Here is an 11,854-nt window from a genome sequence, read left to right on the forward strand (position 1 = left end):
TGTAGCCTGCAGTCGTCGGCGGACGGATCGGGGGAATCCGTGGCACAACCGCTTGGCACGACTCGGTCGCCGTCGTGATGAGAACCGGCCCGATCTCAAAACAGCGCCTGAGCCGAGTGGACCAAGGTCGCAGACGCGGGGATGCTATCACTGAGATAGGGGAAGTTTCACAACGCGGAGTCGTCCGGTAACCGAAGCATGTTCGCCGCAGAGGTTATTGATTGAACGACAGTCAACGGCAGTGCGGCCAAGTCGTGAGGGTGTGGGGTATTTATTCGGCACCATGAAGGACTGATTGCCCTTTCATGGACTTAACGGACGGCGAGGTGCTGAACGGCCCGGCTCAGGACCACCACTCCCATGACGATCAGTACGGCACCGCATATTTCGGGCACCAGCCACCAGCCCGTGCGGATGCGTTCGTCGAACAGGGCGATACCCAGGGCGCGTTGCCCGTGGCCGAGGCGGCCGCCAGCAGGACGGCCAGGCCCGTCACCACGCCGCCGACACCCCACCAGCCCGAACGGGGCAGCCGGCGGTGCATCAACAGCCCCGCGATGAGCAGGGCGAAGGGAAACTCCAGGATGAACAAAGGCTGGACCAGCGCGAGCGGGCCGTTGACGAGGGCCAGGCTCTGGAACAGCGCGGCGCCGACCACCCCGGCCATGCCGATCAGCCAGGCCGGCCGGCGCAGCAGCTCCGCCGGCAGCCGTACCCCGCCGCGACGGCTGGTGGACGCGGCCTTGCGCTGGAACGCCGTGCCGACGGCATTGCTCGCCGCGCCCACGACGGCGAACGCCGCGGCCACTTCGATCACGACCGTCTCCCGCCTGCGGGCGCACCTCCCGGAGGAGCTTCGGGCACGCTCAGCCTACGAAAGCCCTCCCAGGCCCCGGCCAGGAGAGTGGTGCGCTCGCGCAAGGGGTCTCCAGGGTCGAATGAGCGTGCCGCACGCGGTCGTTCACGCGTTCGGGGTGCGGCGGCGATCAGGAGAAACCCGGCAAGTGGCAAGGGTTGCCAGGGACTTGGATGAACTTTTGGGGTCGCTGTGGTGTGCGGGTCGGGTCCCCCTCACACCCGGCTCGATGTCGCCGTGTCCGAGGACAGCCGCTGGGCGACATAGATCGGGACGACCGACAGCAGGACGAGCACGGCAGCCACGACGTTCACCACGGGCGCCTGCTGGGGCCGGGTCATGTTGTCGAAGATCCAGATGGGCAGGGTCTCGATACCGGGTCCTGCCGTGAAGGTCGTGACGACGATCTCGTCGAAGGACAGGGCGAAGGCGAGCAGACCGCCGGCCAGCAGCGCGGAGCGGACCAGCGGGAAGGTGACGTCGGCGAAGGCGCGGAAGGTCGTCGCCCCCAGGTCCATCGCCGCCTCCTCGTACGAGGCGGCCGTACGGCGCAGCCGCGCCACCACGTTGTTGAAGACCACCACGATGCAGAAGGTGGCGTGGCCGACGATCACGGTGAACAGCCCGAGGCCCACACCGAGCGGCGCGAGCACCGTGCCGAAGGCCGAGTTGAGCGCGATGCCCGTGACGATGCCGGGCAGCGCGATCGGCAGGACCACGATGAACGACACCGTGTCGCGGCCGAAGAACCGGTGCCGGGCGACCGCGAACGCGATGAGCGTGCCGAGGACCAGCGCGATCGCGGTGGCGCCCAGGCCCGCCTTCACGGACACCCACAGCGCCTCGCGCGCACCGGAGTTGTCGAGGGCCACGGACCACCAGCGCAGTGTGAACCCGGGCGGTGGCCAGCTCGCACTGCGGTCGGGGTTCAGGGAGTTGACGAGGACGAGCAGGAGCGGGACGTAGATCACCGCGAAGCCGAGTGCGGCGCCTATGCGCAGGGCGGTGCGCGCGGTGCGGCTGAGATGCATGGCGCTCTTCTCCTACAGGCTGGTCAGGGCGCCCGTGCGGCGGATCGCCAGCAGGTACAGGACGATCACGAGCACGGGGACGGTGCCGAGCGCGGCCGCCATGGGCAGGTTGAGTTCGATGTTGGAGTACACGAGGTTGCCGACGAGCTGGGTCTTGCCGCCGACGATCTGCACGGTGATGTAGTCGCCGAGGCTGAGCGAGAAGGTGAACACGGAGCCGGCGGCCACGGACGGCAGCACCATCGGCAGCACCACCGAACGGAAGGTGCGGCCGGCCTTCGCCCCGAGGTCCGCCGAGGCGTCGAGCAGGTTGCCCGGCAGCTGTTCGAGGGCGGTGTGGATCGGCAGGATCATGTACGGCAGCCACAGGTACGTCAGCGTGAGCACGGTGGCGGGCAGCCCGAAGCCCGGTCCGCTCAGGCCGAAGGGCTTGAGCATCCAGTCGGCGAGGCCGCCCTCGGAGAGGATCAGCCGCCAGGCGTACACCTTCACCAGGTAGCTCGCCCACAGCGGGGTGAGGATCGCCACCACGAGCAGCGGGCGCCACGTGGGGCGGGCCACCCGCGCGGTGTAGAAGGCGACCGGAAAGGCGATCACGACGCACAGCACGGTCACCGCGAGCGCCACTCCGACGCTGCGCAGGATCACCTGGCGGAAGACCGGGGTCGTGAACAGGGCGTGGAAGTTGTCCGTCGACCAGACCTTCACCACCTGGGAGGTGAAGGAGTTGGTCGTCCAGAACGCGGAGACGAACAGGACCGTCAGCGAGCCCAGGTACAGGACCGTCAGCCACAGCAGCGGCGCGGTGAGCAGCAGGGCGAGGCGGAGCCGGGGTCTGGTGTGCAGCGCTCCGGCGAGCCGCCGGACGGTGCCCCGTCCGGCGGCGGGCGTCACTTCACTGGTCACGGCTCAGCCCTTGATCTCGGTCCAGGCCTGCACCCACTTCGCGTACGGCACGCACTTGACGTCCGTCCGGCCGTCGAGGCACTGCTCGATGGGTGTGTTCCAGAAGGCGATGTTCTTCCAGTAGCCCTCGTCGGCGGCGTGGTAGGTCGTGCAGAAGTTCTTGTCGCTGGTCTCGGCGCAGGCCTTGGAGTTGGCCGGGGCCTCGCCGAAGTACTCGGCGACCTGGGCGTTGACCTTGGGGGAGACGATCCAGTCGAGCCACTTGTAGGCGCAGTTGGGGTGCTTGGCCTTGGCGTACACCATCCAGGTGTCCGACCAGCCGGTCGAGCCCTCCTTCGGGACGAACGCCTTGACCTTGGCGCCCTCACCGGCGGTCAGGCTGGCGATGACCTGCCAGGTGGTGCCGACGACCGAGTCCCCGCTCTTGAAGGCGGAGATCTCCTTGAGATAGTCGCTCCAGTACTCGCCGATGTTCGCGTTCTGCTGCTTCAGCAGGGCCACGGCGGCGTCGAACTGCTTCTGGTCGAGCGCGTACGGGTTCTTGATCTTCAGTTCGGGCCTGGTGGCCTTGAGGTACAGGGCCGCGTCGGCGATGTAGATCGGCGAGTCGTACGCGGTGACGTGGCCCTTGTGCTTCGGGGCGTCGTCGAAGACCGCCGACCAGGAGGTGGGCGCCGGGTTCACCTTCTCGGTGTTGTACATCAGCAGGTTGGCGCCCCGGCCGTGCGGGATGCCGTACATCTGCCCCTTGACCGAGTTCCAGGAGCCGTTCTTCAGGCCGCTGAAGACGTCCTTGTAGTTGGGGACGAGGTCGGTGTTGACGGGGGCCGCGTCGCCGGAGGCGATCAGGCGCAGGGAGGCGTCCCCGGAGGCGGAGACGGCGTCGTACTCCCCGGTCTTCATCAGCTTGACCATCTCGTCCGAGCTGGCGGCGACCTTGGAGTTGACCTGGCATCCTGTCTGCTTCTCGAAGTCGCTGACCCAGTTCACCTTGGGGTCGTTGGAACCGTCCTCGACATAGCCCGCCCAGGCGATCAGGTTGACCTGGCCCTCGGTCTTGCCGAGCTTCGTCGGGGCCTTGAGGTCGGGCGGATTGAGGCCGGTGGCCGAGGAGCCGTTGCCGGAGGAGCCGCAGGCGGCGGTGAGCAGCAGGGCCGCGGTGCCGGCCGCGGCCACGAGGGTTCGGGTGAGACGCACGACGTTCTCCATGAGTGAGGGAGCCTTGCGCGGAGCGGAGGGTTCGGGGGAGCAGGGGGGTCAGGAAGGGATCCGGACGGCGTGTCCGCGGTGCCACTGGAGGCGCACCCGGGCGCCGCGGTAGGCGGCGACGTCCTCGGAGGAGGTCTCGAGGTTCTGCTGGAGGGCGGTGAGGCGGCCGCCGCCGTCGAGGTCGACGAGGAAGCGGGTGGCGTCGCCGAGGTAGACGACCTCGGCGACCGTGCCGGTGACGGTCGCGCGTCCGGGCTCGTCCGCCTCGGCGGACTCCTTCAGGACACGGATCTTCTCCGGGCGGATGTTGTACGTGCCGGGAGCGCCGACGATCCGGTGGGCCGCCTCGCCCTCCAGCAGGTTCGACGTGCCGACGAAGGAGGCGACGAAGGGGGTCGCCGGGCGCTCGTATATCTCGGCGGGTGTGCCGACCTGGGCGATGCGGCCCTGGTCGAAGACGGCGATGCGGTCGCTCATCGTCAGGGCCTCCTCCTGGTCGTGGGTGACGAAGACGAAGGTGATGCCCACCTCCCGCTGGAGTGCCTTGAGTTCGACCTGCATCTGTTCGCGCAGCTTCAGGTCGAGGGCGCCGAGGGGCTCGTCGAGCAGCAGGACCCGGGGGCGGCCGACGAGGGCGCGGGCCAGGGCGACGCGCTGGCGCTGTCCGCCGGACAGCTGGGCGGGGCGCCGCTGGCCGTAGCCCTCGAGACGGACCTCGGCGAGCGCCTTGCGGGCGCGGACGAGGCGTTCGGGCTTGGGCACCTTGCGGACCTTGAGCCCGTAGGCGACGTTCTGCTCGACCGTCATGTGCGGGAACAGGGCGTAGTCCTGGAAGACCGTGTGCACGTCCCGTTCGAACGGGGCGAGGCCGGTGACCTCCTGCCCGGCCAGTTCGATCCGGCCCGCGGTGGGCGCCTCGAACCCGGCGATGAGCCTGAGGACCGTGGTCTTCCCCGAGCCGGAGGGGCCGAGCATGGAGAAGAACTCTCCGTCCCGGATCTCCAGGTCCACACCGGCCACGGCGGTCGTCTCCCCGAACGACTTCCGCAGGTCCTGCAGCCGGATAGCAATTCCCTCCATGCGGGAACCTTTCTGGCGCGCTCTACGTTGACCGCAAACATATGAAGTCATAGTTCTAAGCTCAAGGTCCCCTTAGGGTAAAGCTTGAGTCAACGCACAAGGTGGTGGCCGTGAGGCAACACGAGATCGACGGCGGCGCCCGGGGAACGGGCGGCGGCGCCCGTCGGGCCGTCTTCACGCCGGTGGACAACCGGGCCCGCGTGGACACGGTCGTCCGCCGCATCGGCGACGCCATAGAACTGGGACTTCTCGCCGACGGCGAGCAGCTTCCGGGCGAGAGTGAACTCGCCGCACAGCTCGGCGTGTCGACGGTGACCCTGCGTGAGGCGCTGATGGCACTCAGGCAGCAGGGCCTGGTCACCACCCGCAGGGGCCGCGGCGGCGGCAGCTTCGTGTCGCTGCCCGAGGTCCCCGCCGACGACCGGCTCAAGGCCCGGCTGCGCGGCTGGAGCACCGAGGAACTGCGCGACCTGGGCGACCACTGGGCCGCCCTGTCCGGCGCCGCCGCCCGCCTCGCCGCCCAGCGCACCGAACCCGAGGACCTCCACCCCCTGCGCCGTACCGCCGAGGAGCTGGCCCACGCGGAGGAGACGGCGGCCCGCAGCCGCCTGTACGGCCGCTTCCACGTGGAACTCGCCGCGGCCGCCCAGTCCGCCCGGCTCACCCGTGAGCAGGTCGCCCTGCAGAGCGAGGTGGGCGCGCTGCTGTGCCTGGTCCTGGGGAACGGCGAATATCGTGAAGAAGTGGCGGACCGTCACCGCTCCGTGATCTCGGCCGTGCAAGATGGGGCCCACGAATCGGCCGGCACGCTGGCCGAGCGGTGCGTCAGGGAGTCGACGGCGCGACTCGTCGCCGTACGCCTCACCCTCTGAACGCGCCGCGTCCGGTTCTCGTCCCGCTGGAGGACACCATGGGCTGGAGCACCGGGCAGGCCCACTCGGCTGCCGCGACGCTCGACACGGACGCCGAGGCGTGGGTGGCCTCGCAGGTGGGCGGTGCGCTGGAGGCGGTGTTCGAGGCCGTCGCCGCCACCCGGGCCGACACCGCGGCCCTGCTCGCCAAGGCGACCGCACAGGGCCGTCGCCCCGCGAGCGTGGACCTCGCCGCCCTCCGCCCCGGCCTGCACCAGCGGCTGACCCGCCAGGAACTGGTCTCCGGCGTCGGCTTCGTGGCCGCCCCCGGCCTGCTGACCGACGTACCCGCATGGCTCGAGTGGTGGCAGACGGGCGCCGACGGCGACGTACGACCCCTGCTGCTCGACCTCGACCCCGGGCACTCGGCGTACTCCGACTACACGCACTGGGACTGGTTCGCCCTGCCCCGCGACACCGGGCGCCGCGCTGTGGCCGGCCCGTACGTCGACTACCTCTGCTCCGACGAGTACAGCCTCACCCTGTCCGCACCGGTCGAGACCGAGGGACGCTTCGCCGGGGTCGCCGCGGCCGATGTGTACCTACGGCACTTCGAGGCGGCCGTACTCCCGCTGCTGCGGCGGCTGCCCCGGCCCGCCCACCTGGTCAACGCCCGCGGCCGGGTCGCCGCCTCCGCCGACCCCGCACACCTGGCCGGCTCCCTCACCAAGGGCCCCGACTTCGGCGACCTGCTCACCGAGGCCACGCCCGCCGAGTACGAGGGCCTGCGACTGGTGCCCTGCCACGGCATCCCGCTCGTCCTCGTACTGGCCTAGGACCTGTACGGCAGGGCGCGGACGGACGCACCCGTGCTCAGTCGGCCGTCCACTCCCGGTACGGTACGCGCGCCGCCTCGCGCACCTCTCCGACCGTGCTCCACTCGTTCCCGCCCAACCGGGCCAGCGGGCGCAGCAGTCCGATGTCCGGCCGGCCGTCCACCAGGACGTCGTCGCTGACGGCCGCGTGCACGACCTGGCCGAACACCACCGTCGAGTTGCCGAGCCGCAGCGTCGAGTGCAGCGTGCACTCGAGCGCCACCGGGGAGGCGGCCACCCGCGGCGGCTTCACCCGCAGCGACGGCTCGGGCCGGATGCCCACCGCGTCGAACTCGCCCTCGTGCCGGGGAAAGTCGGTCGCGGTTGCGTTGATCTGCTCGAAGAGCTGCTCGGGCGCGAAGTTGACGACGAACTCCCCGGTCTCCTCGGCGTTGCGCAGCGAGTCCTTCCGGCCCACGGAGGTGAACTGCACGATCGGCGGATCCGTGCACGCCACGGTGAAGAACGAGTGCGGGGCCAGGTTCGCCGTCCTGCCGTCCGCGGTCAGGGTCGAGACCCATGCGATCGGCCGGGGCACGACCACCGCGGTGAGCAACTGGTAGAACCCTCTCGGGTCCAGGGACCGGGGTGAGTAGTCGACGCGCATGACAGCACGCTATCTATGTCCAACCGGGGACCGTCGGCAGCACCCGCTCGGCGACGCGGAGCAGCGCCGTGTCGTCGGGCGGAACGTCGTCCTGGCGCCAGACGGCGACCTCGAACGAGCCGCCCCCGTCCTTGGCGTCACGGGCGACCAGCAGATGACGGGCGATGCCACCCGGGCCGGTGCCGATCTTGTTGTCGCCGAGGTTGATCTCGAGGCCGATGGTCTGGCCCGAGTACAGGACGGCGGGGTGACCGAGGATCGTCTTCGACTCCTCGTCGCTGCTGAAGAGTCCGGAGAATTCGCCGACCCGCAGATCGTCCGACGCCCACAGCTTCACGGAGTACGTCTTCAGCGAGACCTCCGCCTGGGGTGAGGAAGTCTTCTTGCCGTCGGCGTCCTTGAAGGAGCTCTCGGAACCGTAGGCGGTCTCGGCCTGTTCCTGGGGTGTCCCGAGGAGCGTGGGCAGGTCCGATCGGTTCAGCGCCGTGCACAACCGGGCCGCCGACACATGCCTGCCGGGCTTGTGATCGTCACTGGAGCAGGTGGCCGGTCCCTCCTCGGTGGAGTCCGCCAATTTCCCCTGCCCCCACAGGACTCCCGCTATCCCCCCGAAGACCAGCACCGCCACGAGCGCCTGGACCCAGGGTCTCCGGTCCCTCTCGGACGCGGGATCGTCGACGTCAACCATGTTCCCCCACCTCAGTCGTTCCCCCGACAAACGCTGGTGGAGCCTAACCGGTGATCGTCTTCGGTGGCATCCCCGATTTCGCGGGCTCCGTCAGTCGACCGGCCAGGTGTGCACCGGCGCGTTGAGGTGCATGAAGTCGATGTACAGCTCGGTCATCCGGCGCAGGGCCTCGTGGCGGCCGGCGTGCGTGGTGGCGTCGATGCGGTGGAGCATCTCCTTCTGCCACACGGCCCCGTTGCGGGCCGTGACACAGCGCTGCTCGATGATGCCGAGCAGCGGCTCCCGCCAGGCCGCGTCCATGCCGGACAGCTCCAGCCCGCGGTGCGCCAGCGGCAGCAGCCGCCGCAGGACCAGTTCGGGCACCGGCAGTTCACCCATGCCCGGCCAGTACAGCAGCGCCTCGATGCCGTGCCGGGCCGCCGTGTGGAGGTTCTCCTCGGCCGCGGAGAACGACATCCGCGACCACACCGGGCGGTCCTCCTCCACCAGGGCGCGGGTCAGCCCGTAGTAGAAGGCGCCGTTGGCGAGCGTGTCGGCAACGGTCGGCCCGGCGGGCAGCACCCGGTTCTCCACCCGGACGTGCGGCTTGTCGTGGGCGACGGCGTAGACGGGCCGGTTCCAGCGGTAGATCGTGCCGTTGTGCAGGGTGAGTTCGGACAGTTCGGGGATGTCCCCGCGGTCCAGCGTCTCCCCGGGATCCTGCTCGTCGGTCAGAGGCAGCAGGGCCGGGAAGTAGCGCAGGTTCTCCTCGAAGAGGTCGAAGACGCTGTTGATCCACCGCTCCCCGAACCACACCCGCGGCCGTACCCCCTGGATCTTGATCTCCTCCGGGCGGGTGTCGGTCGCCTGCTCGAACAGCGGGATACGGGTCTCGTGCCACAGCTCCTTGCCGAACAGGAACGGCGAGTTGGCCGACAGTGCTATCTGGACCCCGGCGATGGCCTGCGCCGCGTTCCAGTAGCCGGCGAAGGTCTCCGGGGACACCTGCAGATGGAACTGCGTGCTGGTGCACGCGGCTTCCGGAGTGATCGTGTCCGCGTAGGTCCGCAGCCGGTCGACGCCGTCCACCTCGATGCGCAGGTCCTCGCCCCGGGCCGCGAAGATCTGGTCGTTGATCAGCCGGTAGCGCGGGTTCTCCGACAGGGACTCCTCGCCGATGTCGTCCTGGCGCAGGGTGGGCAGGATGCCGACCATGACCAGCCGGGCACCGACCGATCGGGACCGCTCGTCGGCGTGGTTCAGCGCGGCGCGGATCTCGGACTCCCAGGCGTCCGGGCCGCCCGCCGTCAGCCCACGGGGCGGAACGTTGATCTCGAGGTTGAACCGGCCCAGTTCGGTCGACCAGGCGGGGTCCGCGATCGCCTCCAGCACATCGGTGTTGCGCATCGCGGGCTCGGCCCGGTCGTCGACCAGGTTCAGCTCGATCTCCAGTCCGACCTGAGGTCGCTCGGACTCGAAGCGAGCGTCGCGGAGCATCTGCGCGAACGCGTCGAGGCACTCCTGCATCTTGATCCGGTACCGGCGGCGGTCCTCGCGGGTGAAGACGAGCGCCGGGACGTCCCGTCCCATCGGCCCTCCAGGGTTCCGCTCCTCGGACACCTCTCCCACCAGAGTCCCACCGACGGGCGAACCCCACCAAGCGGATGGAGCGGCGCCACGGCCTACAGGGCGCGTGCGACGAGCAGGGCCACGTCGTCGTGGTCGTCGGGATGGCGCAGACCGTACAACAGCCGGTCGCAGGTCTCCTCCAGCGGCCGGCGGGGCTCGTCGAGGAAGCCGAGGAGGACGGAGAGGCGGTCGTCGATGGGGTGCTGCCGGGTCTCCACGAGGCCGTCGGTGTACAGCACCAGCAGGTCGCCGGGGGTCAGTTCGGTCGTCGTGGTCTCGAACGGGATGCCGCCGACACCGAGCGGAGCCGCGGAGGGCAGGTCGAGGTACACGGGCGCCTGACCGGGCCGCGCCAGGGCGGGCGGCATGTGTCCCGCGTTGGCGATCGTGCACTGCCTGGTGCGGGGGTCGTAGACGATGTACAGGCACGTGACGATGTAGTGCTCCAGATCGCAGGTGATCTTGTCCAGGTGCTGGAGCACCGCGCCGGGAGCGAGGTCCAGGTCCGCGTAGGCACAGGTGGCGGTGCGCAGCCGGCCCATGGTGGCGGCCGCGTCGATGCCGTTGCCCATGACGTCGCCCACCACCAGGGCGGTCTTCTCGTCGGCCAGCGGGATGACGTCGTACCAGTCGCCGCCGACCTCGCTGGTGGCCTGCGCGGGCTGGTAGCGGGAGGCGAGTTCCAGGCCCGTGTGGTGCGGCGAGTGGTCCGGCAGCAGACTGCGCTGGAGCGTGAGGGCGGTGTTGCGCACGCTCTGGAACCAGCGGGCGTTGTCGATGGCGACGGCGGCACGGCTGGCCAGCTCGCCCGCCAGGACGACGTCGTCCTCGTCGAAGGGCAGCGGGTTGCTGGTGCGCTTGAGATCGAGGGCGCCGAGCACCTCGCCGTGCGCGATCAGCGGCACGGCCAGATACGAGTGCACGCCGGCCTGGGCCAGGAGCGCGCCGGCCTCGGAGTCCCGGGCTATCTGCCGCAGATCTCGGGCGCCGACGTGGCGCACCATGACCGCCCGGCCGGTGTGGACGCACAGGGTGACCAAGCGGTCGCCGTCGTACGAGGCAACGTTGCCGGGCGCGTCGGCGGCGCTCAGCGCCACGGTGGGGTGGGCCGCCTTGAGGGCGAGGGCACGGAACAGCTCCGGGCCGTTGTCCGGCCGGCGGGAGCGGCGCAGAGCCAGCGCGGAGTCGAGGACGTCCACGGCGACCACGTCCGCGAGCACGGGCGTGCAGATGTCGGCCAGCTCGCGGGCGGTCTCTTCCACCTCCAGCGTGGTGCCCACGCGGGCGGAGGCGTCCGCGATCAGCGCCAGGCGACGCCGGGCCCGGTCGGCCTCGGCGGCCGCGTGGTGCCGCTCGGTGACGTCGACGACCGACGCGGCCGCGCCCAGCACCCGCCCGCCCGGGTCCTCCAGCCGGTAGAAGGACAGCGACCAGGCGTGCTCGTGCTCGGGATCGGCCGGGGGACGGCCCACGTGGTACTGGTCGAGGAGGGGCGTGCCGGTGGTGAGCACCTGGCGCAGCGCGGACTCGACGGTGTTCACGTCGGGGAAGGGCAGGGTCTCCCGCAGATGACGGCCGATGTGGTCCTCGGCCGGGATCCCGTCGATCCGCTCCAGCGCCGGGTTGACCAGCAGGTACTTCAGATCGGGGTCCATGAGGGCGAGCCCGATCGGGGACTGGTTGATCAGGCGCTCGCACAGCGCGAGGTCGGTCTCGACGCGCTGCAGCAGGGTGTGGTCGGCCGCGATGCCCAGCGCGTACACGTCCCCGAGGTCGTCCAGGAGCCGCATGGTGCGGAACTCCGTCAGGCGGCTGCTGCCGTCCTTGTGTCGCACGGGGAAGGCGCCGGCCCACCCCCGGCCGGTCTCCAGCACCTCCGTGAACAGGCTCACCACGGCCTGCAGGTGCTCGGGAGGGATCAGCCGCCGCGCCGCGTACTTCCCGAGGACGTCCTCCGCCGTGTAGCCGAACAGGTCCTCGGCCTGCGGGGTCCAGAAGACGATGCGCCCACGGGTGTCCAGCGCGACCGCGGCCACGCTCAGCATGTCCAGCAGGCCGGTCGGCCGGGGCGGCTCGGGGCTGTGCTCGTCGTCGCCGGCGCGCAAGGATTCCACTGCCATGCCAGAACCACCTCCAGCGGCCG

The 11,854-nt window shown here is 70.2% G+C and carries 11 protein-coding genes; 2 read left to right on the forward strand and 9 right to left on the reverse strand.

Annotation, left to right across the window (positions count from 1 at the left end; genetic code table 11):
* Positions 1–367 precede the first annotated feature (367 nt).
* From ACIRVH_RS40580 to ACIRVH_RS40600, 5 genes are all read right to left on the reverse strand, one after another.
* Positions 368–817, reverse strand: a complete 450-nt coding sequence (locus ACIRVH_RS40580) for a hypothetical protein (RefSeq protein ID WP_403964629.1) — start codon at positions 815–817, stop codon at positions 368–370.
* A gap of 254 nt (positions 818–1,071) precedes the next feature.
* The gene (locus ACIRVH_RS40585) at positions 1,072–1,887 is read right to left on the reverse strand and encodes an ABC transporter permease (protein ID WP_403964631.1); all 816 of its coding nucleotides are present in this window, start codon (positions 1,885–1,887) and stop codon (positions 1,072–1,074) included.
* Between the two features lie 12 nt (positions 1,888–1,899).
* Positions 1,900–2,793, reverse strand: coding sequence for an ABC transporter permease (locus ACIRVH_RS40590; RefSeq protein WP_403964633.1), 894 nt, complete (start codon positions 2,791–2,793; stop codon positions 1,900–1,902).
* A 3-nt stretch (positions 2,794–2,796) separates the two neighbouring features.
* On the reverse strand, positions 2,797–3,990 hold the full coding sequence (locus ACIRVH_RS40595; RefSeq protein ID WP_403964635.1) for an ABC transporter substrate-binding protein: 1,194 nt from the start codon (positions 3,988–3,990) through the stop codon (positions 2,797–2,799).
* 60 nt (positions 3,991–4,050) lie between these two features.
* A complete protein-coding gene (locus tag ACIRVH_RS40600; RefSeq protein WP_403964637.1) occupies positions 4,051–5,082 on the reverse strand; it encodes an ABC transporter ATP-binding protein in 1,032 nt (343 codons plus the stop codon).
* 110 nt (positions 5,083–5,192) lie between these two features.
* On the opposite strand from ACIRVH_RS40600, the gene ACIRVH_RS40605 reads away from it, so the two are divergent.
* Together ACIRVH_RS40605 and ACIRVH_RS40610 are read left to right on the forward strand one after the other, a co-directional pair.
* Positions 5,193–5,954: a FadR/GntR family transcriptional regulator gene (locus ACIRVH_RS40605; RefSeq protein WP_403964639.1), complete on the forward strand. Its 762-nt coding sequence runs from the start codon at positions 5,193–5,195 to the stop codon at positions 5,952–5,954.
* A gap of 38 nt (positions 5,955–5,992) precedes the next feature.
* A complete protein-coding gene (locus tag ACIRVH_RS40610) occupies positions 5,993–6,769 on the forward strand; it encodes a cache domain-containing protein (RefSeq protein WP_403964641.1) in 777 nt (258 codons plus the stop codon).
* A 37-nt stretch (positions 6,770–6,806) separates the two neighbouring features.
* On the opposite strand, the gene ACIRVH_RS40615 is transcribed toward ACIRVH_RS40610, so the two are convergent.
* From ACIRVH_RS40615 to ACIRVH_RS40630, 4 genes are all read right to left on the reverse strand, one after another.
* Positions 6,807–7,415, reverse strand: a complete 609-nt coding sequence (locus ACIRVH_RS40615; protein ID WP_403964643.1) for a flavin reductase family protein — start codon at positions 7,413–7,415, stop codon at positions 6,807–6,809.
* Between the two features lie 13 nt (positions 7,416–7,428).
* On the reverse strand, positions 7,429–8,103 hold the full coding sequence (locus tag ACIRVH_RS40620; RefSeq protein ID WP_403964645.1) for a DUF6215 domain-containing protein: 675 nt from the start codon (positions 8,101–8,103) through the stop codon (positions 7,429–7,431).
* 90 nt (positions 8,104–8,193) lie between these two features.
* Positions 8,194–9,672, reverse strand: a complete 1,479-nt coding sequence (locus ACIRVH_RS40625) for a glutamate-cysteine ligase family protein (protein ID WP_403964647.1) — start codon at positions 9,670–9,672, stop codon at positions 8,194–8,196.
* Between the two features lie 92 nt (positions 9,673–9,764).
* Positions 9,765–11,831: a SpoIIE family protein phosphatase gene (locus ACIRVH_RS40630; protein WP_403964649.1), complete on the reverse strand. Its 2,067-nt coding sequence runs from the start codon at positions 11,829–11,831 to the stop codon at positions 9,765–9,767.
* Between the last annotated feature and the right edge of the window lie 23 nt (positions 11,832–11,854).

The sequence above is a fragment of the Streptomyces sp. NPDC101165 genome, assembly GCF_044768135.1.
Classification (GTDB): Bacteria; Actinomycetota; Actinomycetes; order Streptomycetales; family Streptomycetaceae; genus Streptomyces.